The following is a 25,333-nucleotide window of genomic DNA, read 5'->3' as shown; positions in this document are numbered from 1 at the left end:
AAAGCGTTATGTATCATACGAGATAACCACTGTATCTGTCATTATAATAGCAAAGTTTGAGCTACAGAAATCCGCTTTTTTTCATGCATTTTTACGTTATTTTAGTGAAAAAACCCAAATTTCTCGTTATAATTAGATTAAATCTCTAGATAGGCAGTAATTTATGACAAGCCATTATTCAGACACTGCTTTATTAGTCGATTTAGACGATACCGACAAGCACTTATTACGTTTATTACAGACGCAAGCTCGAATGAGTATTACTGAGCTTGCTGAACGGGTCAATCTTTCAGCGACTCCCTGTGCACGCCGTATTAAGCGCTTAGAAGATGCAGGCATTATCACAGGCTATCATACCAAAACAGATGCACAAAAAATTGGTTACCCACTGGCGGTGTTTATCGCTATCAGTATGGATCGCCACACAGCAGAGCGTTTCGAACAATTTGAATCTAAAGTACAAAGTTTTGATGAGGTAGTGAGCTGTAGTATCGTCACTGGTCGTACCGAAGACTATCTGATTAAAGTTCGGGTACGCGATATGGCACATTACGAGGAGTTCTTATTGCACAGGTTAAATCGTATTGAAGGCGTTGCCCAAGTCCATACCAGTTTTGAGCTGAGAGAAGTATTTAGCCGTAGTGTGGTGTAGGCTATCCTAAGCGCGCATTATGCTGTCATTGCTTGCCATGTAGCGCGTTGAGACACAAACATGGCAATAGGCCCATCGATAAAGTAACCAATGTCATTAATTGGAGCCAACCACCCTACCATCGTCGTTGAAAACGATAGCTGCGTCATAATATCGGGTAAAAAATAAGAATCAATTAATGATTTAAGGTACGTGTTGTCGCGGCTTCATTCTCCACTTGTCCAAGCATTTGCACTCGCTGATCGCTAAACATATCCATGTCAGGAGCAAGCGTGCGCATAAAACGATCGAAATACAGCATTTGCTTGGTCAATAGAGCAAAATCACGAGGAAAGTGAATACCATGACGCTTACCCACTTCAACAATCTCAAGCATCATGGTATTGAGCTCATCTGCTTGCTCTTTACTATTAAAAGGAACACCGCTGGTAAAGGCTTTGTCTTCTGCCATGATGGTTTTCATCATACGCTGTAGATCATCCCCTAGGCTTACTACATCAACCTGATTTCCACCATGTGTCATCTCCATATCAATCATATGACGTGCCATTGCTTGATAATCGTTGTCTTGCATCGCTTGCATCATACCCATACACGCACGCCAGCTTTCCGCTTTTAATTTACCGACAATACCAAAATCTAAGAAGCCAATACGGCCATCGGTTAACAGCATTAAGTTGCCAGCATGCAGATCAGCGTGGAAACTATTGCATAACATGAGACTGGCAAACCATGTATTTAAGGTATCTGCCATGACTTGGGCAGGATCAGCGCAGTACTGACGCATCAGTGATTCATCTACCATAGAGACACCATATAAACGGCTCATTGTGAGCACACGCTTCGTCGTCAGTGTCTCATATACTTCTGGCGCCGTCACACGGGTGTTGCCAGATATCACTAAAAACTGCTGAAAATCACGAATGTTTTGTGCTTCCGCGATAAAATCTGTTTCGGCCAGCATACGCAGACGGATTTCATCGATAATCGGCGCAATACTAGCAAACTTCATAGAGGGCATGAGTAGCTCAAGCAACTTAGTCACCCCATGCAAGACACCCAAGTCTGTTTGCATGATGGTCTCTACGCCAGGCTTTTGTACCTTTAATACCACCTCGTCACCATTATGTAGACGTGCAGCATGCACTTGCGCAATAGAAGCTGAGGCCAGCGGCTTTGGTTCAATATGAGCAAACAGCTCATCAAGTGTCATACCATCGGCTGCCAGCTCTTCCTTTAAGACTTGCTCAATATAAGCATAAGACAATGGCGTGGTTTGATCCAAGCAGCTTTGAAACGCAGTCACATAATCGCGAGGAAACAACGACGGCGTACTGGCAATGAATTGACCAATTTTAATATAAGTCGTACCTAGCTGCTCAAAAGTTTCTTTTAGCAGCATAGCATCGGGTTTCTCACCTTTTACAACTCTTAGTGCAGAAAGACCAGCCACGCTCGCCGTTTGGCGAACACGATTAACAACATTGAAAGTGTGTTTCAATAAATGGGGACGATGAATTTTCATAAAAAACAACTGTGGTAATAAAAAGGATATTTGAGGATAGACAAAGATTAATGACTGCTACAGACAGGACACTCTGGATCTTTGCGATAGCCCATGAGCCGTTGCTGCATTCGGCTACCATCCCACAATAACAGTTTATTTGTCAGTGGATTTTTGGTTAATCCTAAATACTGCAAAGCAGCATTGGCTTGTAAGTTGCCCATAATAGCCGTTGTACTGGCAAGCACACCTGAATTGGCACACGTACGTTCATCTGCTTCTATCTCATCTACCACTGAGCCAAACACACAGTGATAACACCCTGTATCTAAATGCGGTTCGAACAAAGCCAATTGCCCTTGCATCGCAATCGCTGACGCAGACAATAACGGAATCTGATAGCGTACGCTAATGCGATTAATGACGTCACGAGTCGCAAAGTTATCAGTACAGTCTAGTAATAAGTCTGGCTTACCAGAAGCCATATCGAGCAATTCATAAGCATTGTCTTCGCTCAATCTTGCTATCGTACTTTTTACGCTTATCAAAGGATTAATGCGCTCGAGCATCTGCGCTGCTGTTAGCGCTTTAGGCTTATTGATATCATCAGGTAAAAACAAGGTTTGCCGTTGTAGATTGCTTGCCTCAATCACATCATCGTCAATGAGATAAACCTGTCCAATACCTGCACGTACTAACGTTTCAGAAGCTGGACAACCTAGCCCGCCTGCTCCAATGATGACGATACGTGCAGACTTTAACCGCAGCTGAGCATCAATGTCCCAGCCATCAAGCAGTATTTGACGCGCATAAACCAGTAGCTCTTCGTCTGATAACTGCTCTGTCTCTAATGAGTGCGCCCTATCCATTATTAAAACCTATAATTAAAAAACCAATGACAATAAATGGGTCCAACTGAATAAAATTGATATGACTAGATGTGGCCAAGCGTCACGCGATCATTACCGCCATAATCTTGCACCGTTATTACAGACTTAAAGCCATTGTTTGCAAACAGTTGACGGACAGCAACTCCTTGATCGAAACCGTGTTCGATAGCCAGTAGTCCATCTGCACGCAAATAGTCTGGTGCTTGCTGAATAATATGTTCGATATCAGCCAAACCGTGATTGGGCGCACTGAGCGCACTGATAGGTTCAGCCTTTAATTGTGCTAGATGCTCATCTGCTTCGTCTATATAAGGAGGATTAGATACGATGACATCGAATAACAGCTGGTCAGACGTCGAAAGCTTGTCATACCAGCTACTTTGTATAAATTCGATATTGCCTACCTTATTGATAAGCGCATTATGCCGTGCAACCTCAAGTGCCGCTGCTGATAAATCAACGGCAACCACTTGCCAGTTATCCTTTTTTAACTCGTGAGCAAGACTGATAGCAATACAACCTGACCCTGTACCCAAATCTAGTAAGCGTTTAGTAAATGGCGATGTTGGCTGGGCATTTATCCAATTCAGCATTTGCTCAATCATGATCTCAGTATCGGGTCTGGGAATCAGCGTGTGCTCATTAACCGTAAAGTTCAGTGACCAAAAGGCTTGTTGACCCGTTAGATAAGCAAGTGGTATTCCTTGCTGCATCTTCATGACACCAGCGTTGAACTGTTTTTGTTCATCCTCTGTCAGCGCATAGCTTTCATCCGTAATCAAAAACAGCGCTGGCTTATCAATGACATGTAGCAGCCAATCGGTTAGCCAAAACGATGGAATCTGACTGCTCGTATTACCATTCGTCAGTTGTCCAATCTGCTGCTTTATTTGACGAACAGTCATTGATGTCATAAATAACTCTTAAACGTACGATTAATAAAAAGATGCGGCTAACAAAAAAGGACTATCACTAAACAAGTTTAAAATTGATGCTTAGGCTATTCTGACGCACGCGGTGGCTCATTGGTATCGGTCAGGTTTGGATTTGCCTTCGTCAACTTATCCTCATTATCGCCATAGATATCGTCATTATCACCAATGACAATGTGTTTATCGACCAAATAGATTAAAATCAAGATTGGCAAACCAATGGCAAAGGTAAAGATAAAGAAAAACGGATAGCCCATGTTATCCACGATAGTCCCTGAATAACCACCCAAGACTTTAGGCAATAAGGTCATCAGTGACGAAAATATCGCATATTGTACCGCAGTAAAACGAATCGACGTCAGTGCTGACAAGAAAGCAATGAATACAGCACTGGCAAGACCTGCTGCCAAGTTATCAAAAATCACCGCCAAATACATGACAGGTAAGCTACCTTGATGGTAGGTCAATAGCACAAACAATAAATTGGTCACACACGCCAAAACTGCACCAACCATCATTGCTTGCATCATACGTAGCCGTTGCGCCATTAAGCCGCCCAGAAAGCCACCAGCAATTACCATGATGACACCTACGAGCTTCACCGCATTGGCAATGTCTGTCTTGCTAAAACCCATATCAAGATAAAAGACGTTTGAGATTACACCAGCGACGATATCGGAGATGCGATATAGGCCAATTAGTGCCAGCAGTAACAATGCCTTTTTGCCATAACGACGAAAGAAATCTGCAATCGGCTCGATCCAAGTAGCTCTTGCTACCTCTTCTTTAACCAGCCCTACTTTAACTAGCACATAACCAATGACTAATGCTGTCGCCAAACTCAATGTCAGATGTACAATCTCAATTAAGAAGCCAATTAACGCACTCTCAGTTTCAGGCAGTATGGCACCCATATTGGCAAATACTAGGACAAAGCCAATGACCGATAAGGCAAATACGAGGACCAAACGCGTGTAATCTGAGGTCTGACGAGGTACACGCACCTGCTCACTCACTGGCTCACGAATAATCAGCGTGGTCACTACACCAATCCCCATCACACCCGCCATGATCCAATAGGTGTTACGCCACGCTTCATAACTATAAAGCGCTTCTGTAGAACCAAAATAGTCGGCTAGATATAGCGCGCCTGCACCTGCGACAATCATACCTAAGCGATAGCCAGCCGTATACATCGCTGATAAGACAGATTGCAGACTAGGCGGTGCAAGCTCAATACGATAAGCATCAACCACAATATCTTGAGTGGCAGAAGAGAACCCAAGCAATACGGCACCAACTGCCATCCAAATCAAGCTACTTTCGTCAATTGGGTTGACACTAGCCATCAAACAAATAGCTAGAATAATCAATAGCTGAGCAACTAATATCCAACTACGACGGCGACCTAATAGTCTAGTCAATATAGGCAATGGCACGGCATCAACCAAAGGCGCCCAGATAAATTTGAACGAATATCCCAAGGCCGCCCAACTAAACATTGTCACTACGCTACGATCGATACCGGCTTCCCGTAACCACAAGGATAGACTTGAAAAAATAAGCAGAATTGGAATGCCGGCGACAAAGCCCAAAAATAACATAATAATAGCGCGGCGATCGAGATAGGCTTTTGCTGCCTCTCCCCATGATTTTTTGGCAACGGGCTGATTGGGCGGAGAAGATTTGACAGCAGACATAATGACTCACTACATTTAAAACGAAGAACACAACCGTGCACAATTTTTATCAATCATTATAAGTATTTACTATCAACAAGGATTGATAAAAATTGCTCAACGTTGCACCAATACTCTTATCGCAACAAAATCCAGTTATGGTACTTGAGAACCTCTACCTTGACTAGATATTTTTACATTAACTTATGGCTTATAAAAGGTAAGATACGGTAAATACACTTTTTTATGATTGGTTATTTAAAACTTATAATCCATATATATATGTTTTGTAAAACCATGATATTTAGCTATGATCTGTGTATAAATAATGCTTATTATAATTAATTATTGAATCTCTCTATCATCATAGTACAGGAGTTATGCCATGACCGACTCAACCTCTACCAACGCCGATAAGAATGAAGCATCAGATATGGGACGTTGTCCTGTAAACCATAATAGCAATCCAGCAGATGCTTCTACTAATACAACCTATGATCAAGGTGATGATAAGGGACCGACGATTCATAGTGAAAACGTCGATCATACACACGCACCGCAGCGCCCTAGTATGGGTGGCTGTCCTGTCATGCATCAAGCGCATACTACCACAGCCTCTGCTGCGACCGACTGGTGGCCAAACAGTTTAAACCTAGACATATTGCATCAGCAAGACAAAAAGACTGATCCAATGGGAGCAGACTTTGATTATGCTGAAGCTTTTAAGCAACTCGATTTAGAAGCCGTCAAAACGGATTTGAAAAACTTGATGACCGAGTCACAAGAATGGTGGCCAGCAGATTGGGGGCACTATGGTGGCTTAATGATTCGTATGGCATGGCACTCGGCGGGTACTTATCGCAGTGCTGATGGCCGTGGTGGCTCTAACACTGGTAATCAGCGTTTTGCACCGCTAAATAGCTGGCCTGATAATGTCAACTTAGACAAGGCACGTCGCCTATTGTGGCCCATCAAGAAAAAATACGGCAATAAGCTGTCTTGGGCAGATTTAATGATTCTAGCAGGCAATATGGCTTATGAATCAATGGGTTTTAAAACTCTCGGGTTCGCTGGTGGTCGCGCTGATATCTGGCATCCAGAAAAAGACATATATTGGGGTTCTGAGCGTGAATGGTTAGCGCCTACCGAAAATCGCTATGAGAGTGATAAAGATCGTGAGTCGCTTGAGAATCCATTAGCAGCGGTACAAATGGGCTTGATCTATGTCAATCCTGAAGGAGTTGATGGCAATCCTGATCCACTAAAAACGGCTCAAGACATGCGTACGACGTTTGCGCGTATGTCCATGAACGATGAAGAAACCGTTGCCTTAACTGCTGGTGGACATACCGTTGGTAAATGTCATGGTAATGGTGACGCCACGATATTGGAAGATGAGCCAGAAGCCGCTGACATTAAAGAGCAAGGTCTAGGTTGGCGCAATCCTAAAGGTCGTGGCAATGCAGGTGATACTGTTTCAAGTGGTATTGAAGGCGCGTGGACGACCAATCCCACTCAATGGGATCATGGCTATTTTGAGCTTCTATTGAATCACAACTGGGCATTAGCCAAAAGTCCAGCAGGCGCTTGGCAGTGGGAGCCAACGGACATCAAAGAAGAAGATCGTCCATTAGACGCTCATGATCCAAGTGTCCGCCGCAATCCTATCATGACTGATGCGGATATGGCCTTGATTAAAGACCCTGTCTACCGCAAAATTTCAGAGAAATTCCATGACGACCCAGCGTACTTTGATGAAGTGTTTGCCAAAGCATGGTTTAAACTGACCCACCGTGATTTAGGTCCTAAATCTCGCTACTTGGGTGCAGATGTACCAAGTGAGGACTTTATTTGGCAAGATCCTATTCCTACTGGCAATACTGACTTGACCGATGAAGAGATTGCGACCTTAAAATCGCAAATATTGGACAGTGATTTGAGCCGTCGCGAGTTGATTATTACTGCATGGGATAGCGCTCGTACGTTCCGTGCCTCAGATTATCGCGGCGGGGCAAATGGCGCTCGTATCCGTCTGGCACCGCAAAAAGATTGGGCGGGTAATGAGCCTCAGCAGTTGCAGCGCGTACTTGAAACTTTGACACGTATTCAAGCTGAGTTTGACAAAAACGTCAGCTTAGCCGATCTCATCGTGCTAGCAGGTAATACTGCGATTGAACAAGCCGCAGACGAAGCTGGCGTAAATATCACCGTACCATTCAAAGCAGGCCGAGGTGATGCGGATGAAGAAATGACTGATGCAGAAGCTTTTGCTGATTTGGAGCCTTTGCACGATGGTTACCGCAACTGGGTAAAAGCAGACTATGCAGTCTCTCCAGAAGAGATGTTGCTTGATCGTAGTCAGTTGATGGGGTTGACGGCTCCTGAGATGGTAGTACTTGTCGGTGGTATGCGCGTTTTGGACACCAATTATGGTCAGAGTCAACAAGGCGTCTTTACCGAGCGGGCTGGCGTGCTTACCAATGATTTCTTTGTCAACTTGACCGATATGAATTACACGTGGCACCCCGTCAATACAAGCGACGAGCCAAGCGATACGGTCAGTAGCTACGAAATACGTGAGCGCAGTACAGGTAATACTAAATGGCAAGCCAGCCGCGTGGATTTAGTATTTGGCTCAAACTCTATACTGCGCGCTTATGCTGAGCTATATGCGCAGGACGATAATTTAGAGAAATTCGTGCATGACTTTGTTCGCGCTTGGAGTAAGGTTATGAATGCAGATCGTTTTGATACTGTATGAATGATTTAACGTATAACCTTAAACTATAATCACTGTTTAATTACACCAAAAACAGCTATCTTTCAAAAGGTAGCTGTTTTTTCTTGTGACCCTTCAGCAAGTATGCTGTTAGTAGATACCATTTACCAAAAAAAACTCTATATTCCCAAATATTATAAATTGATAGCTATTTATTATATACAAGAATAATAACTTTGTTTTACACTACTCCATTATCCATATTTATACATTTTTACTTTATGTATACAAACAGGCTTTGTATATTTACCCAATAGGATTAGGTTATGGCAATCGATGTAGTAGTTAATCAGCGACATTTGCAAATTCAGCTTAAACAGTTGGAAACAGTGTGGCATACGGTGATTAATGGCTATAACTTAAGTCAAGCAGCAATGGTATTGCATACCAGTCAATCAAGTTTATCAAAACACATTGCTGCACTTGAGAATCAACTCAAAACAGAAGTGTTTGTTCGTCAAGGCAAGCGCCTAACGGGTCTTACGACCATGGGTACTGCGCTCATGCCACATATCGAGTCCATCTTTGCAGAAATTCGTACCATTGAAAATTTGAGCCTCGATTTTAACAATCCAAACATCGGCACACTCACCATTGCTACGACTCACACCCAAGCGCGTTATGTTTTACCGCAAGTAGTAAAAGAGTTCAAAGCACGTTTCCCTAAGGTCAATTTGATTTTACAGCAGGCCGATCCTGAAACCATCGCGCAGATGGTTATTCGTGGTCAGGCTGATATTGGTATTGCAACTGAGTCTTTACTTCACAATAATTATCTAAGATGCTATCGATACTATGACTGGACACATCGCGTTATCGTGCCAAGCGATCACGAGCTTGCCAATCAAGAATTTGTTGATCTACCAACCCTTGCCAGCTATCCAATCGTTACCTATCATGGCGGCTTTACAGGGCGCGGTGCAATTGACAAAACGTTTGCAGCAGCTGGTTTAGAGCCTGATATCGTATTGGCAGCGCTTGATGCAGATGTAATCAGTACTTATGTTGGTTTGGGTTTGGGCATCGGTATCATTGCTGAGATGGCTTTTGAGCCAAGCCATTATCGAAACTTAACAGCGATTCCAGTCGATCACTTTGGTCGTTTTACCAGCTGGATGGCCGTGCGCGATGATGCAGAAATTCGTCAGTATGGACGTGCTTTTATGGAGCTTTGTCAAAAACAATTTAACAATTAGACCACAGTAGTTAGCCCTATTGATAATGATTCAAACTTACACCTCCTTTACCGAGCTTGTGTATAAATGATAAAATGGAGTCTGAAACGTGATTCAACGTTTCTTTTCCTTATTTATTATTTATGCATGTATTGATGGGCGCCTCATTTTTGCTGGGTGTCGATCAGTGCATGTCCATTTGCTTCTATGTAAACAGGTTATACCGCTCATGGAAAAATTCGTAGCGATCATTATGGCGGTTTTTGCCGTCCCTTTGCTTGTCGGCGGTGCTTACTTGCTCTCTCTAGGAGGTAGTCCGTACTACCTTTTCGCTGGCATTGCCATGCTAACGACAGCATTTTTATTGTTCAAAAAACACTGGAGCGCTTACGGGGTTTACGCGATATTTATCGTTGTAACACTAATATGGGCGCTTTGGGAATCTGGATTTTATTGGTGGGCCCTAGCAACTCGCTTGGGCTTCCCACTCATCTTTGGCGTGCTGATGCTATTCCCATGGGTCTTTAAAAAGATGCATGGAGCGCCTACTCAAGTCGCGACAGGTGCTAACAGCCCAAGAACTTCCGACACTGTTAAAAAGAACCCGCTTTACTATTGGGGGTTATTAGCAAGTGTGGTTGTGGGTGCACTACTCTCTTTTGGTAGCTTAGCAAACAACGCTACTGATAAATTGGGTGAACTTGATTTAACTGCCTCTAATAAAGGCGACACTTCTGCCAATCTTGGTGACCCATTATCAAATGGTCAGCAAACACCAGAGGGTGAATGGAGTGCGTATGGTGGTACAGATTATGGCCAGCGCTACTCTCCTTTGACTCAAATCAATACTGATAATGTCAAAGACTTAGAGCTTGCTTGGCAAATCCAAACTGGGGATATCAAAGGTCCTAATGATGTTGGTGAGACCACTTACGAGGCCACCCCTCTTAAAATTGGTAACGCACTATATCTGTGTACACCGCATAACTGGGTGTTAGCCTTAGATGCTGACTCTGGTGAGACTTTATGGAAATTTGATCCTAAAGTGGGAGAAAACCTACAGCGTCAGCATCAAAGCTGTCGCGGTGTGTCTTACTATGCTGGTCAAGCTGGTACAAGTAGCACGCCTCCAGCAGCCACTGCACAGGCAAGTGATGATAGTGCTAGTAGTGTAGCTGTTGCCAATAAAGCAACTACGACCAGCAATGTGATGGCACAAAAAGTGGCTGGTAATACCTTTGAAAACGCGTCTAAACAATGCGATGCCAAGATATTTATCCCAACTTCTGATGCCAAACTATATGCACTTGATCCAAATACTGGACAACGTTGTCAGAATTTTGGTGAAGATGGTGCATTGGATTTAATGCACAACATGCCATTCAAACAAGCAGGTTACTACTATTCTACGTCGCCTCCGATCGTGGTAGGTAATACGATTGTTGTGGCAGGCGCAGTCAATGATAACTACGACGTTAATTCACCTTCTGGTGTGATTCGCGCGTATGACGTCAATACTGGCGAGCTATTGTGGAACTGGGATTCAGGTGATCCTGACAACACAGCACCTTTCGACGTCAATGATCCAACACAGACGTATAAAACCAGTTCACCTAACTCATGGTCAACGGCCAGTGCGGACGAAAAACTTGGTTTGGTCTATTTCCCGATGGGCAATCGTGTACCAGATCAATTGGGTAGCTATCGAAATGCGGCTGAAGAAAAATATGCAACGTCTGTTGTCGCTTTAGACATTAGAACAGGTGAAGCGCGCTGGGTTCAACAATTTGTCCACCATGACCTTTGGGATATGGACACGCCTGCCCAACCAAGTTTGATTGACTTGAAGACTGACACTGGCGTTCAACCGGCCCTTGTTGTTCCTACCAAGCAAGGCGATGTGTATGTATTGAATCGTGAGACAGGCGAACCAATCGTACCAATCAAAGAACGTGATGCACCGCAAGGTTACTTGGTTGCAGGCGAACATGCTGCTCCAACGCAACCATACTCTGGTTTGAGCTTTGAACCTGAGCCACTGACTGAAAAAGACATGTGGGGTGGAAGCCTTATCGATCAAATGATGTGCCGTATTGAATTTAATCAACTTAATTATGATGGCCGCTACACGCCACCATCAACCAATGGTACATTGGTCTATCCTGGTAACTTCGGTACCTTTAACTGGGGTAGCCTTGCTGTCGATCCTGAAAATGGCGTGATGTTTGGTATGCCAACTTATTTGGCGTTTACCTCAAAGCTTATTCCTAAAGAAAATCTTGGTGATGCAGAAACCAATACAGGTGAGCATGGGGTTAATGCTAACAAAGGGGCAGATTATGCGGTCGAGCTTGGACCCTTCCTATCACCTTTAGGTATACCGTGTCAGCAGCCACCATGGGGTACGATTGCTGGCGCTGACTTAGCAACAGGTAAGATTGCCTATCAACGTAAAAATGGTACGGTCCAAGACTTATCTCCTATTCCATTGAAGTTTGAGCTAGGTGTACCTGGTATCGGTGGCCCTATCATCACCAAAGGTGGTGTGGCTTTCTTATCAGCGGCTACTGAGAACAACTTCCGCGCTTATGATCTAAAAAATGGCGACGTACTATGGAATGTTCGTATTCCAGCAGGTGGTCAAGCCACGCCTATGACTTACTTGAACTCTAAAGGTGAGCAGATGGTGGTATTGGTAGCTGGTGGACATGGTTCAGTAGGTACGAAGATTGGTGATTATGTGGTGGCTTATAAGCTTGGTGGTCAAGCTAAATAATCGACTCAAATAACCATTCAGTTAAATAACATCATTTTGAAAAAGCAGGTAACTTAGGCTACCTGCTTTTTTATGTCCTGATGATTCTTATTATAGTGACAGGCTTATCTCTTAACGGATATTGTTGCTCATTAAACGCCTTAATCATCAATAATCCGTCTTTGTTATGATTTATTACCACTCAGTAACATAGCTTGAAATCGATACCGATGATAAGCATATCAAGAGAAAATAATGAATAACTTTATTGGACACTTTATGAGTAACAAAATCCCCCTCTCTTTTTTAGACCTAGCTCCTGTTCCTCAGGGTAAGACAATTTCCGAAGGTATTGCCCAAACTGTCGAAACGGCACAGCAAGCAGAAAAATCTGGCTTGAATCGCTATTGGATGGCTGAGCATCACAACATGCCGGGTATCGCTAGTGCCGCAACCTCAGTCTTATTATCACACATAGGTAGCCAAACCAAACGTATCCGTATTGGTGCAGGTGGCGTCATGCTACCAAATCATGCGCCGCTTGTTATCGCTGAGCAATTTGGTACCTTGCAAGCCTTGTATGGTGATCGTGTTGATTTGGGACTTGGTCGCGCCCCTGGTACTGATGGCGCAACCTTTCAGGCGCTTCGTCGCCAAATGAAAGATGCTGAGCGCTTCCCGCAAGATGTACAAGAATTGATGTACTTTTTAGGGAATGATACAGACGGTAGTCCTGTACAGGCGTTCCCTGGTGCAAAATCAAACGTTCCTATTTGGATTTTAGGCTCTTCACTTTTTGGGGCTACTTTAGCTGCACATTTTGGCCTACCCTATGTGTTTGCTTCACATTTTGCCCCGCAGATGATGTCACAAGCCATTGCCGCTTACCGTGAACAGTTCAAACCATCTGCCTATCTAGATAAACCTTATGTGATGCTGGCGGTAAACCTACTACTTGCAGATGATGATGCAACTGCGCACTATCACTTTACCTCAGCACAACAAAGCTTCGTACGATTGCGCCGCGGTGAAACGGGTCAAATGCCAAAACCAACACATGATATGGACAGTATCTGGAGTCAAGCAGAAAAAATGATGGTGGATAATGCCTTGTCAGTTTCATTCATTGGCTCAGTTGAAACAGTCAGACCCAAACTTGCTGCGTTTATTGCCACACACCAACCAGATGAGATGATTGTCACTGCCAATGTTTATGATCAAGCGGCGCGCCTGCGTTCACTTGAACTTACATCTGAGCTAAACTTGTTTACTTTACAAGCATGATTGGCGATTGCATAATTATTGATAAACTATAATGAGAAAAAGGTCATGGAAACCTCAAGCTTCATTGGTTCATCAATATTTTTGTACATTGTCGCGTTTATCGTTGTGATGGCTATTTTTGCATACCTTACGTATCGCACCAGTCCTAAACGCAAACAACGCCGAGAAGACAGTCGCAATCAAGACCATCTAAAGTAGTCAGTTTAAGTAATAAAAAGCCCTTTTCTTCAATTGTGAAAAGGGCTTTTTATTTGTCTTACTTCTTATTATAGAGTACAGGATACTACATAAGACCCAAAGCACGTAGGATTGCTGCACCAAACGCCATTCCGAACATGCCTACTACCGTGGTAAAAGCTAGGATATTTGCCGCAAGCACATCGTTGCCACCCATGGCTTTTGCCATTACATAACTGGCGGCGGCGGCTGGCGAGGCTACCATCAAAAATAGCACGCCCATGTGTACACCTGATAAACCAAATGCCAATCCAATAGCAATAGCCATCAGCGGTGCAACGATAATACGCCCAATACTGGCTTGCATGGACAATCCAGACAGACGTAGCATGGATTTCAAATCAATACTAGCGCCTGCACAAATCAGTGCTAATGGTAGGGCGACCGCTGCCAACAAATCACCTGTGACATGAATAACCCCTGTGATCGGTGGTAATCCAAGCGCCTTATAAGCAAACGCCGCCAACAATGCCAAGATGAGAGGATTGGTACTCAGCTTTTTGAATACCATGATGATGCGACTGCCCCACGTATCTCCCACCTTTTTCGACACACGGCTCAGAGTAATCACGGCCAAAATATTAAACAATATGGTGACTACGCCCATATAAACCGCGCCGATACTTAACCCTGCATCTCCGTAAGCATTGTAAACAGTGGCCAAACCTATAATGGCCATGTTGCTACGAAAAATACCTTGTACGAACACGCCTTGATCAGCAGGTTTACTAATAAAGTATTTAGCGTAAATTTCTGCCCCAATAAACAGAGTAAAGGTGACAAGGATTCCGACACCTATTAGCGTGATTTGCTTGGCATAATCAACGTTACTATCGGCCACACTGAAAAACAATAGACAGGGCAAACAATAATTGAAGACAAAATTTGATGACTGGTCAATAAAACTCTGGCTGGCTTGGCCGCGGCGTTGCATAAAAAAACCCAACCCCATCAAAGCAAGGTTGGGTAGTACAATGGTAATCGCAAAAATAATGGCTTCAATCATAAGTAAGCTCGAATCAGCAGCATTCTCACAGCCCGATGTTCAAAGCAGTGACAATCTGTCTGTTGTAGGTCAATGTAAACAATCGGAAATGGATAAATTTTTTATTTTGAGGTAAGTCTACGACGCTTTGTTATTTATGATCAGGTTTTTTTACCCATTCATCATCAGCGTTTTTTTCATAAACATTTTCAACAGCAGCCCATGCCGTCGCAAACCAACGCGACTCTTCATCATACTGTTTGCTTGCACTATTAAAAGCTGCTTGAAATATCTCTTGAGCATGTTTGGGTAAGTTGTTTTTTACCGCAGGTGGCAGGTCTGATAATTTATCATAAGGCATAAAGACATTCCTTTTCAGTAAGAAATTCAGTAACAAACTAGCATCATTAATAAGAATTTTCCATTCTACCTATTATTTACCATCAAAACAGCATAAAGCCGTGTTAAGTTGTTTTGACATTGTTAAAGAATTGAGCATAAAAAAAGCTTATAACGAAATGACGCTATAAGCTTTTCTTACTTTGCTTTCTAGATTTTAGCTTGCTACGACAAGTTTAATGCCATGGCAGCTTTTTTCTGTTTTTTAACGGTCATTGCTAATAGCTGGACAGCCGCAGGCGTCACTCCACTCACGCGTCCTGCCTGAGCAAGCGTAGCAGGTCGTACCTTGGTTAGCTTCTGTACAATCTCATTAGAAAGACCTGATACTATCGTATAGTCAAAATCTACTGGCAACGCTGTATTTTCCAGACGTTTCATTTGATCAATCTCTTCTTGCTGACGATCAATGTAACCTGCGTATTTGACAGAGATTTCTATCTGCTCACCCACTTGTGCATCCACTTTTGAATCAGTGATAGCGGCAATATCAGCAAAATGAATCTGCGGACGTTTTAACAAGTCATAAGCGGTCGCTTCTTTTGACAACACCTCGCCTGTTTGCGCACTCACTTGCTGACCCAATGTATTGGTCGGCGTTGCCCACATGTCTTTTAATCTTGCAGACTCAGCCTCGATGGCTTCCATTTTCTCTTGATAGGCTTGCCAGCGCACATCGTCAACCAAACCAAGCTTGCGACCTATCTCGGTCAAACGCTGATCGGCATTGTCTTCACGCAGCAACAAACGATACTCTGCACGACTGGTAAACATACGATACGGCTCATTGGTACCATGCGTAATCAAATCATCGACAAGCACGCCTAGATACGCTTCGTCACGACGAGGCGTCCATGTGTCAAACTCACTGTTATTGGTCGTAACCAATGCCGCATTGGTACCTGCTAAAAGACCTTGTACGCCCGCTTCTTCATAGCCTGTCGTACCATTGATTTGACCTGCAAAATACAAGCGGTCAATCGATTTGGTTTCAAGCGTTGGCTTCAAGCTCTGAGGGTCAAAATAATCATATTCAATGGCATAACCTGGACGAGTAATATGCGCATTCTCAAGCCCTTTCATACTATGAATGAAGTCTAACTGCACGTCGAACGGCAAACTGGTCGAAATACCATTTGGATACAACTCATGCGTGGTCAAGCCTTCTGGCTCGATAAAGATTTGATGACTGTCTTTATCAGCAAAACGATGAATCTTATCTTCAATAGAAGGACAATATCGTGGACCAACGCCTTCAATCTTGCCAGAAAACATCGGTGAACGATCAAGGTTCTCACGAATAATATCGTGAGTACGCGCATTGGTATGTGTAATATAGCAGTTAACCTGCTCAGGATGCATCGACACATCACCCATATAACTCATGACTGGCAGCGGTGTATCACCTGGCTGTACGGTCATCACGCTAAAATCAACGCTACGGGCATCGATACGAGCTGGCGTACCCGTTTTTAAGCGTCCTACTGGCAGCTTTAGCTCACGCAGACGGTCAGCAAGCTTAATCGAAGGCTGATCCCCTGCACGTCCACCGTTTGAGTTTTCAAGGCCAATATGAATAACCCCGCCCAAGAAAGTACCTGAGGTCAATACAACCGTTTCCGTTTTAAAAATAATTCCAGTAGAAGTAACAACTGCTGTCGCACGACCGTTTTCTACCAAAATATCATCCGCCGCTTGCTGAAAGATATCCAGATTGGGCTGATTTTCAAGCGTATGGCGTATAGCCGCTTTATAGAGGATACGATCGGCTTGGGCACGTGTGGCTCGTACAGCAGCCCCTTTCCGGCTATTCAATACGCGAAATTGGATACCCGCCTTGTCCGTTGCGAGCGCCATTGCCCCGCCAAGCGCATCAATCTCACGTACCAGATGCGATTTACCGATACCACCGATCGCGGGATTACAGCTCATCTGCCCAAGCGTTTCGATATTATGCGTCAACAGCAAGGTCTGCGCGCCCATCCGTGCGGCCGCTAGGGCTGCTTCTGTGCCAGCATGACCACCACCGATCACTACCACGTCGTAATTTTTTGGATACTGCATGCATGCCTCGCTTGAATAACGATATTTTATTGTTGCCAGCCAGCGACGTATTGATTGTCATACGCTTGCTGCCCTATAAATGAGCGTTACTCTTATTTTAAGAACGGATGATATAAGTGTTTAAAACTTAAATAGATAACCAGTAATTATAACAATTTTTTGTCACTTAAAAAACGCTACAACCAAAACTGTTGAAATTAATGCTAAAAATGAACCAAATCACTCATATTCGTTTCTCAAATTTAGTTTGAGTGATTACCAGAGCTTAGCGGTACAACCTGATCAGATTGACCACTGCTTAGCATATGATGGCTACCATAGCCTTCTGGATTGATTTGCAAATACGCATTCATTAAACCGATCGCCTCACCATCATTAGTGGCTAAGATTTGTTCTTTGATAATATCGACAGGAGGCAATGGCAAATTCTTAAGAAGCGCTAAGCGCTGTTGATTGTCGCCCTTATTCACCACCAATTCGATAAGCTGACGCGCATCAATCGGTAAATCTGGCGTGCTTTGCGCCAATAGTGCCAAATGATAAGCACCAGCAGCATCTTGATCGGCAACGATACGCTGCTCAATAGCGATGTAAGTCGCTTCTGTGGCACCGCCTGCCACACTTAGCTGATGGATACACTTAAGGGCTGAGTTGGCTTCATTGTCTGCAATCTCAATAATACGCAGAGATTCATTTTTCAGGCGCTCGCGACGCTTTTCAATGAGCGCTTGCTCGTCAGCTTCTTTTTGAGCTTGTTGTTGATCATATGCTTGAGTATTCATAAGACTCTCTTATTGATAATAGTGCTTATTGTTTTGCTTATATTAACAATTATATATGGGGTTAAAACCTATAAAAGCAATAGAAGGTATAAACCGCAAAAAACCCAAATAGCCGTCAGACTACTTGGGTTCACGGTGCTTCAATAGCAAAACCAATTTATGTATCGCTGACTTTTAAAACATCATAACAATGCTATCAATACTAATAACATAAACAGTAATACATTAAACCGTTTTGAATATTAAGCAGCAGGGCTGTTGGCCTCAACTAATGGCTTAAGCTCGCCTGATTGATACATCTGCAAGATAATGTCAGAACCACCCATCAACTCACCATCAATCCACAATTGCGGAAATGTCGGCCAGTTGGCGATCTTTGGTAACGTCGCACGGATTTCTGGGTTTTCTAAAATATTGACGAACGCAAATGGACGACCAATCTGCGTCAATACTTCGATAGAACGGGCAGAAAAACCACACTGTGGAAACTGCGGTGTGCCTTTCATATAAAGAATCACTTTGTTGTCACGGATTTGATCGCGAATCAACTGTTCAACATCATTTGCAGCAGTATTTGGGGTTTGATCACTCATAAAAACTCCTATTGATAAGGCGGTATATTAAAAAGGCAATATATTAAGATAGCAATATTGCAAAGGTATTGAATGACGATATGGTTGATACATGGGGCAATTATCCCTATATTACAAGCGCAATTGATAGATTGGCCTGAGGATCAGCAAGTGCACGTCGATTATGTGTCAGATTTGTTTGAAACCAATAATACCACGGCATTGGCCATGATACCTTCTTGTCGACCCGTAAAACCCAGTTTTTCAGTGGTGGTGGCTTTGACACTGATATTACCCACCGCTGTTTGCAAGTCGCTTGCGATATTGTCACGCATGGCTTGATTGTGCGGTGCCAGTTTTGGACGCTCGCACATGACGGTGATATCAGCATTACCTAGGATATATCCAGCCTCTTGGACTTTGCTATATACATAGCGTAAAAGCACTCGCGAATCTAGACCAGCGTGTGCGGCATCCGTATCTGGAAAATGCTGACCAATATCACCAAGCGCGAGCGCCCCTAGTAGCGCATCTGCTAATGCGTGCAACACCACATCGCCGTCAGAGTGTGCCAGTAGGCTATGCGTGTGCTCAATCGGTACGCCTGCCAACATGACATATTGCTGCTGCTGACCATTGTTATGAAACGCATGTACATCAATGCCTTGACCAATTTTTATCATTATTGTCTCAACTCAATTAGAACCGATTAATTAGGCATGATTCAAATAATTCAAAACCACTATCTGAATTTCTAAAGCGATTTTACTCACCGTAAGATGCCATAGGTCGCCACCAGTTTCAATTAACTGGTATAATGTGACGCTTATTTTATCATAATACCCAATTCAAAAGAAAAACTGGCACTGTTAAAATGCTAATGCTATCACTTTTAGCATCTGTCATAAGTGTCATTACGATTTTGGATCCAGTATAAATAGTTGAGCCGTTCTATGTCAGCCATCACATCACACTCAGATTCTGTTATCGCCCATCGTCCTTTAACGCTTGCTGATATCGACAGTCCTAGCACCAAGCACGTCATCGTTGGTATGTCAGGTGGCGTCGACTCTTCTGTCTCGGCCGTTTTGCTTCAGCAGGCAGGCTTTAAGGTGGAAGGCTTGTTTATGAAGAACTGGGAAGAAGATGACGGCACCGAATACTGTACTGCAATGGATGATCTAGCAGATGCGCAGGCTGTCTGTGACAAAATTGGCATCAAACTGCATACGGCCAATTTTGCGATGGAATACTGGGATCGCGTGTTTGAGCACTTCTTAGCAGAATATAAAGCGGGTCGTACGCCCAATCCTGATATTTTGTGCAACAAAGAAATCAAATTTAAAGCATTTTTAGACTATGCTCTGACACTTGGTGCCGATTATATTGCGACCGGTCACTATACTCGTCGTAGCGTAAATTACACTAATGATGAGGGCGAGACGGTCGCGCAGTTGTTACGCGGACTCGATAATAACAAAGACCAAAGCTACTTTTTGCACGCTGTAGGCGGCGATAAAATTGCCAAAACACTGTTCCCAGTTGGCGAGCTTGAAAAGCCTGTCGTGCGTCAAATCGCTGAAAAACATGATCTGATTACCGCAAAAAAGAAAGATTCTACGGGCATCTGCTTTATTGGTGAACGCCGTTTCAAAGATTTCTTGCAGCAGTACTTGCCTGCGCAAAAAGGTGACATCATGACGGATGACAATAAAAACATCGGTACGCATGATGGACTTATGTACTATACGCTTGGTCAACGCGGTGGCATCGGTATTGGCGGCGTCAAAGACCGCCCCGAGGAGCCATGGTTTGTACTGGCAAAAGACTTAGAAAAAAACCGCCTAATCGTCGGTCAAGGTCATGAGCATCCGATGCTTATGAGCAATGAGCTAAGCGCTTATAAGCTCGATTGGATTGATGGTTTGCCACCTGCTGATGTCTTTAGCGACACAGGTCTACGCTGTATGGCAAAATCGCGCTATCGTCAGCCAGATCAAGCGTGCCATGTTTTTGCCACAAAAGCCGACGGTAGCGAAGTCCGCGTGATATTTGATGAGCCTCAGCGCGCAGTGACGCCCGGCCAATCGGCTGTATTTTATATAGATGAGGTGTGTTTGGGCGGCGGTGTCATCGCGTCTATTGATGCGCCTTGTGGGTTTTAATTTTTTATTCATCTTTCGATGTTATTTTTGTTCTTTTTAATCACGTTCACTATTTACAATCATTTGAGGTATCGTTATGACCCCACTTACCGCACTCTCCCCTATCGACGGTCGCTATGCATCTAAAGCCGACAGCTTGCGCCCGTATCTGTCTGAATTTGGTTTGATTAAAGCTCGCGTTACGGTAGAGATTCGCTGGTTGCAATCATTAGCAGATAATGAAGCGATTGGTGAGCTTGCTGCGTTTGATGCAGATACCAATGCGTTTTTGAACAGCATTGTTGACGACTTTAGCGAAGCAGATGCTCAAGCGATTAAAGACATCGAAGCGACCACCAACCATGATGTGAAAGCGGTTGAGTACTTCATCAAAGACAAATTCCGTGGTCAGGATGCCTTAATCGATTCACTTGAATTCATTCACTTTGCCTGTACCAGTGAAGACATCAACAACTTGTCATACGCACTGATGCTCAAAGACAGCCGCGACATCGTAGTGGCTAAAATGCAGCAAGTCACCGATAGCATTGTAGACTTGGCGATTGCTCACGCTGATCAGCCTATGTTGTCACGTACCCATGGTCAAACTGCAAGTCCAACCACACTTGGTAAAGAGATGGCAAACGTGGCTTATCGTCTTGCTCGTCAAATCAAGCAGATCGGTCAAGTAGAGTTATTGGGTAAAATCAATGGCGCAGTCGGTAACTACAATGCGCATTTTTCAGCCTATCCTGATGTGGATTGGCAGACTCATGCCGCACAATTTATCGATGAGCGTCTAGAATTGACTTTCAATCCTTACACCACGCAGATTGAGCCACATGACTATATCGCCGAACTGTTTGACGCAGTAAAACGCTTCAACACAATCTTGATCGATTTTAACCGTGATATTTGGCAGTATATTAGCTTAGGCTATTTTAAACAGCGCCTAAAAGACGGTGAAGTGGGTTCTTCTACTATGCCGCATAAAGTCAATCCGATTGATTTTGAAAACTCTGAAGGTAACTTAGGTGTTGCCAACGCCATGCTGGCACATTTGGGTGAAAAACTGCCAATCTCACGTATGCAGCGTGATCTCTCGGATTCAACCGTTCTACGTAATATCGGTGTTGGTCTTGCGCAAAGTATGATTGCGTTTGATGCTTGTCTAAAAGGTGTGGGTAAGCTTGAGTTAAACGCCCAGCGTTTAGATGAAGATCTCAATCAAGCACAAGAAGTCTTGGCAGAACCAATCCAAACGGTCATGCGCCGCTACCGTGTCGAAAACCCTTACGAAAAATTAAAGGCGTTGACGCGCGGTAACGCCATGACTCGTGAAGCCATGCTGACATTCGTTGAAAGTGATGAGTTGTCTGCCGTGAGTGACGCTGACAAAGCGCGCCTACGTGAATTGACACCAGCTACTTACACTGGTAATGCCGCTGAACAAGCTCGCACCATTAAAGACTGGATCGCTAAAATCTAAGCGCGAATCGTTGAGCAAATATTTGCCATGACTCATCGCTTAAACTCTGTTTCTGCCAGTACTATCACGGTATTCATCGTTATGGTACTGGCCAGTATTGAGCCTCTAGAGTGGTCAAGTTACCTACTCCATCAACTCGGCACACTGCTTTTTTTGGCAGTGATGCTGGGTGCTTATCATTATAAGCAGATTGGCTCTCGCTCTTACATATTGGCTTCGTTATTTCTCATCATTCATATCATAGGTGCACGGTACTTATACTCATACGTGCCATATAATGATTGGACACAGCGACTATTCGGTATAAATCTAAACCAAATTTTTGGTTGGCAGCGCAATATGTACGACAGGCTCGTGCATTTCAGTTATGGGCTTTTGCTGCTTAGCGCCATGGTTGAAAGCTCAAGATATGTCTTTCGTATTCAGTCAATTAAGCTATTAATTGCTATCGCACTTATGATTAATATGTCATCAAGCCTACTCTATGAGCTGCTTGAATGGGGAATCGCCTCAATGTTATCGCCTGAGGCAGCTGAAGCTTATAATGGACAGCAGGGGGATATTTGGGACGCCCACAAAGACATGGCTTTGGCATTACTCGGTGGGCTGATTGCAGCAGGGGTTATTTTATTTAAAACTCGTAACCATCAAGTGGCTGACCCAAAATAGATCAGTTGTCTTTTTTATCGTCATCGCTATCACCCGGTATGATGGCTTTACCAACAGCAACAGTGCCTTTAACCACACCCTTGGTGGTTTTGTAAGCAATCTTAGCTGGCACAGTGACGATCTTATGTACACAAGCTTGCAATAAAAATACGCTTGTGAGAATGACGATCAAATGCATTTTTTTCATAACGTTCCTACGATTCAGTGGTAGCTCTGATGATAGCCATCAGATAGAGGATCATCATAAACTATTAAAACCTTCCTATAAAGCACTGCTCATTATTAATCTCACTCTCATCTAAAATACGGATTCATCCATGACTTCTATACCCCTTTGTTTACCAGAATCTATCACGCCCGAGCAGTTTTTAGCCGAGTACTGGCAAAAAAAGCCGTTACTTATTAAACAAGGCTTACCCCAGCTTATTGATATGTTTGAACCAGAAGACATGCTGGGTCTTGCTATAGAAGAAGAAGCCTCAGCACGTTTATTGACACAAGCCGATACCAAAAAAGACGGTCAAGCGCAGTGGCAACTAAAAAAAAGCCCACTGACTGAATCGGATTTTGACAACCTACCAAAGCAATGGACGGTACTGGTACAGAACCTTGAACAGTGGTCGCCTGAGCTTGGTCAATTATGGCAAGCATTTGGATTCATACCGCAGTGGCAACGCGATGACATCATGGTTTCTTATGCGCCTAAAGGCGGTTCAGTTGGCAAACATTATGACGATTACGATGTGTTTCTGGCGCAAGGTTATGGACATCGCCGTTGGCAATTGGGCAAGTTCTGCGATAAAAGCACAGAATTCGTCGCCGATGAGCCAATCAGACTTTTTGATGATATGGGTGAGATTGTTTTTGATGAGATATTAGAAGCTGGTGACGTGCTTTATGTACCGCCGAAGCTATCGCATTTTGGGGTTGCTCAAGATGACTGCTTGACGTTTTCTTTTGGCTGTCGTCGTCCAAATCTAATGCAAATCATCGATAGTATGGCTGATATCGCAACCAACGATAGCGATTTATTTGTACCCATGCTACTTCCGCAGACCATACAAACCTCAGGTGCATTGCAAACCCAAAGTATTGAGGCAATCAAAAATCAATTGCTGCAAATGCTACAATCTGAGCGCGGCGATCATATTATCCGTCAGGCTGTATCAGAGGTGGTGAGCAAACGTCAATATGATGCGCTGATGCCAGAAGAAACGTTAGATACTGATGAGTTGATGCAAGCGTTGTTAGAGGGCGGGACACTACAAGCAGATTATAGCAATCGTCTGCTTTATACTCAGGACAGTAATGGCGCAGTGCTGTATGCCAATGGTCAACGCATTGATGGTCTGGACGAAGTGACAAAAGCTGTCTTAATTCGTTTGGCGAATGGTGAGCCTCTGCTGCATAGCGATGTGACGGACATTGATCCAGATGATCTCAGTGAATGGTTAGAAAATGGCTGGGTTTGGATTGATTTTGCTGAGTGATTTTTTGTTCAATCAATCTCATTGACTAGCTTAACATTCACATAAACATATAAAAAAACCGCTGCCTGAACAACATTCAGATAGCGGTTTTTTATTAACTTTATTTTAATACGCTTAGCTTTGATCAAAACTAAGCGCAGCTTGATAAAAATTATTACTCTGTACCAAGCTCAAGTAAGCTGGCGTTACCGCCGATGGCGGTCGTATTAATCGTCTTGACTCGCTCTGTAACGAAGCGGTGCAAATAATCAGGCCTTAGCATTTCTGATAAGCCTTCCATATCACTGACCGCAATCACTTGCGTCAAGATACCGTCAGTTTTGGCAAGTTCTTGGCTGATGGTTTGTATCTCACTACCATTACCAGAAACTGCAACTTGCGCCAGACGGTCAATATGTAAAAGCGTGATGGTTTGAGAATCGTTTGCAACACTCAACACATCATCGCTGATGCCCGCTTCATAAAGTATTTTTGCCGCTTCATGACACATCTCATCTTGGCTCGGGCAATGCAAAATCACTTCATTACCGGTCAACAATGCCGCGACGAGCTGCCCTAATACTGCCATGGCTCTAGCAGATTCACTGCCAATAACCATGGTTTTGCCGCGAGCAGTCACATATAGATCATTAGACTCACCAGTGGCACCAACCATGCGATGCACTTCATCCAAACTCGGCGCAGCCTCTAACAAGTGATTGAATAAGCGTTTTGCCTTATTGGCATCACCCGTCAGCAATGCCAACTTTGGCACAGCAGCTTGTAGATATGTGGCGCGATTGACTGCGCCAAGTAGTCGCCAGGATTCACAAACCTGGGCATGATTTTTTTTGAATTCAGTCGCCATGTTGC

At 43.8% G+C, this 25,333-nt stretch carries 23 protein-coding genes; 10 read left to right on the top strand and 13 right to left on the bottom strand.

Annotated features, from left to right (window positions below):
- Positions 1-163 precede the first annotated feature (163 nt).
- A complete protein-coding gene (locus CZ794_RS10005; protein WP_087041445.1) occupies positions 164-652 on the top strand; it encodes an Lrp/AsnC family transcriptional regulator in 489 nt (162 codons plus the stop codon).
- A 17-nt stretch (positions 653-669) separates the two neighbouring features.
- Here the strand turns inward: CZ794_RS10005 and CZ794_RS14000 are convergent, their stop codons facing one another.
- From CZ794_RS14000 to CZ794_RS09985, 5 genes are all read right to left on the bottom strand, one after another.
- Complete coding sequence (locus tag CZ794_RS14000; protein ID WP_256958937.1) at positions 670-801, bottom strand: hypothetical protein; 132 nt, start codon at positions 799-801, stop codon at positions 670-672.
- Positions 802-827: 26 nt separating this feature from the next.
- Positions 828-2,177, bottom strand: coding sequence for an AarF/ABC1/UbiB kinase family protein (locus tag CZ794_RS10000; RefSeq protein WP_087041444.1), 1,350 nt, complete (start codon positions 2,175-2,177; stop codon positions 828-830).
- A gap of 47 nt (positions 2,178-2,224) precedes the next feature.
- Entirely contained in the window at positions 2,225-3,025 is an 801-nt protein-coding gene (locus CZ794_RS09995) for a HesA/MoeB/ThiF family protein (RefSeq protein ID WP_087041443.1), read from the bottom strand.
- Positions 3,026-3,090: 65 nt separating this feature from the next.
- The gene (gene prmC / locus CZ794_RS09990) at positions 3,091-3,951 is read right to left on the bottom strand and encodes a peptide chain release factor N(5)-glutamine methyltransferase (protein ID WP_373407919.1); all 861 of its coding nucleotides are present in this window, start codon (positions 3,949-3,951) and stop codon (positions 3,091-3,093) included.
- A gap of 95 nt (positions 3,952-4,046) precedes the next feature.
- Entirely contained in the window at positions 4,047-5,678 is a 1,632-nt protein-coding gene (locus CZ794_RS09985; protein ID WP_087041441.1) for an MFS transporter, read from the bottom strand.
- A 550-nt stretch (positions 5,679-6,228) separates the two neighbouring features.
- Between CZ794_RS09985 and katG the strand changes: the two genes are divergently transcribed.
- The 5 genes from katG to CZ794_RS14080 all read left to right on the top strand — a co-directional run bounded on the left by katG (position 6,229) and on the right by CZ794_RS14080 (position 13,848).
- Complete coding sequence (gene katG / locus CZ794_RS09980; RefSeq protein WP_087041670.1) at positions 6,229-8,418, top strand: catalase/peroxidase HPI; 2,190 nt, start codon at positions 6,229-6,231, stop codon at positions 8,416-8,418.
- A gap of 284 nt (positions 8,419-8,702) precedes the next feature.
- On the top strand, positions 8,703-9,632 hold the full coding sequence (locus CZ794_RS09975; RefSeq protein WP_087041440.1) for a LysR substrate-binding domain-containing protein: 930 nt from the start codon (positions 8,703-8,705) through the stop codon (positions 9,630-9,632).
- Positions 9,633-9,840: 208 nt separating this feature from the next.
- A complete protein-coding gene (locus tag CZ794_RS09970; RefSeq protein WP_087041439.1) occupies positions 9,841-12,387 on the top strand; it encodes a membrane-bound PQQ-dependent dehydrogenase, glucose/quinate/shikimate family in 2,547 nt (848 codons plus the stop codon).
- Between the two features lie 258 nt (positions 12,388-12,645).
- Positions 12,646-13,650, top strand: a complete 1,005-nt coding sequence (locus tag CZ794_RS09965) for an LLM class flavin-dependent oxidoreductase (RefSeq protein WP_087041438.1) — start codon at positions 12,646-12,648, stop codon at positions 13,648-13,650.
- Between the two features lie 45 nt (positions 13,651-13,695).
- Positions 13,696-13,848 (top strand): hypothetical protein, encoded by a 153-nt coding sequence (locus CZ794_RS14080; protein WP_179207282.1) that lies wholly within the window; start codon positions 13,696-13,698, stop codon positions 13,846-13,848.
- Between the two features lie 85 nt (positions 13,849-13,933).
- On the opposite strand, the gene CZ794_RS09960 is transcribed toward CZ794_RS14080, so the two are convergent.
- From CZ794_RS09960 to ispF, 6 genes are all read right to left on the bottom strand, one after another.
- Complete coding sequence (locus CZ794_RS09960; protein ID WP_087041437.1) at positions 13,934-14,893, bottom strand: AEC family transporter; 960 nt, start codon at positions 14,891-14,893, stop codon at positions 13,934-13,936.
- A 130-nt stretch (positions 14,894-15,023) separates the two neighbouring features.
- Positions 15,024-15,233, bottom strand: a complete 210-nt coding sequence (locus tag CZ794_RS09955; RefSeq protein WP_087041436.1) for a ChaB family protein — start codon at positions 15,231-15,233, stop codon at positions 15,024-15,026.
- 203 nt (positions 15,234-15,436) lie between these two features.
- Positions 15,437-17,335, bottom strand: a complete 1,899-nt coding sequence (gene mnmG / locus CZ794_RS09950) for a tRNA uridine-5-carboxymethylaminomethyl(34) synthesis enzyme MnmG (protein WP_087041435.1) — start codon at positions 17,333-17,335, stop codon at positions 15,437-15,439.
- Between the two features lie 242 nt (positions 17,336-17,577).
- Positions 17,578-18,117, bottom strand: coding sequence for a hypothetical protein (locus tag CZ794_RS09945; RefSeq protein ID WP_087041434.1), 540 nt, complete (start codon positions 18,115-18,117; stop codon positions 17,578-17,580).
- Positions 18,118-18,359: 242 nt separating this feature from the next.
- Positions 18,360-18,710, bottom strand: a complete 351-nt coding sequence (gene grxD / locus CZ794_RS09940; RefSeq protein WP_062844376.1) for a Grx4 family monothiol glutaredoxin — start codon at positions 18,708-18,710, stop codon at positions 18,360-18,362.
- Between the two features lie 161 nt (positions 18,711-18,871).
- Positions 18,872-19,372 carry a 2-C-methyl-D-erythritol 2,4-cyclodiphosphate synthase gene (gene ispF, locus CZ794_RS09935; RefSeq protein ID WP_087041433.1) on the bottom strand — a complete coding sequence of 167 codons (501 nt, stop codon included), beginning with the start codon at positions 19,370-19,372 and terminating at the stop codon, positions 18,872-18,874.
- Positions 19,373-19,642: 270 nt separating this feature from the next.
- Here ispF and mnmA point away from each other — a divergent pair, with 270 nt between their 5' ends.
- The 3 genes from mnmA (at position 19,643) to CZ794_RS09920 (ending at position 22,991) form a co-directional block, all read left to right on the top strand.
- Positions 19,643-20,854, top strand: a complete 1,212-nt coding sequence (gene mnmA / locus CZ794_RS09930; RefSeq protein ID WP_087041432.1) for a tRNA 2-thiouridine(34) synthase MnmA — start codon at positions 19,643-19,645, stop codon at positions 20,852-20,854.
- A 76-nt stretch (positions 20,855-20,930) separates the two neighbouring features.
- On the top strand, positions 20,931-22,322 hold the full coding sequence (gene purB, locus CZ794_RS09925; RefSeq protein ID WP_087041431.1) for an adenylosuccinate lyase: 1,392 nt from the start codon (positions 20,931-20,933) through the stop codon (positions 22,320-22,322).
- Between the two features lie 27 nt (positions 22,323-22,349).
- A complete protein-coding gene (locus tag CZ794_RS09920; protein WP_087041430.1) occupies positions 22,350-22,991 on the top strand; it encodes a DUF2238 domain-containing protein in 642 nt (213 codons plus the stop codon).
- A gap of 1 nt (position 22,992) precedes the next feature.
- On the opposite strand, the gene CZ794_RS09915 is transcribed toward CZ794_RS09920, so the two are convergent.
- Complete coding sequence (locus tag CZ794_RS09915; RefSeq protein ID WP_062844371.1) at positions 22,993-23,178, bottom strand: NF038104 family lipoprotein; 186 nt, start codon at positions 23,176-23,178, stop codon at positions 22,993-22,995.
- Between the two features lie 130 nt (positions 23,179-23,308).
- On the opposite strand from CZ794_RS09915, the gene CZ794_RS09910 reads away from it, so the two are divergent.
- Positions 23,309-24,481: a cupin domain-containing protein gene (locus CZ794_RS09910; protein WP_087041429.1), complete on the top strand. Its 1,173-nt coding sequence runs from the start codon at positions 23,309-23,311 to the stop codon at positions 24,479-24,481.
- A gap of 154 nt (positions 24,482-24,635) precedes the next feature.
- On the opposite strand, the gene CZ794_RS09905 is transcribed toward CZ794_RS09910, so the two are convergent.
- Positions 24,636-25,328, bottom strand: coding sequence for an aldehyde dehydrogenase family protein (locus CZ794_RS09905; RefSeq protein ID WP_087041428.1), 693 nt, complete (start codon positions 25,326-25,328; stop codon positions 24,636-24,638).
- Positions 25,329-25,333: the final 5 nt, after the last annotated feature.

Origin of the sequence: Psychrobacter sp. JB385 (assembly GCF_900163785.1) — a bacterium.
Lineage (GTDB): Bacteria > Pseudomonadota > Gammaproteobacteria > Pseudomonadales > Moraxellaceae > Psychrobacter.
The sequence above is the reverse complement of the archived record's forward strand: the minus strand, read 5'-3'. Positions and strand labels throughout refer to the sequence as shown.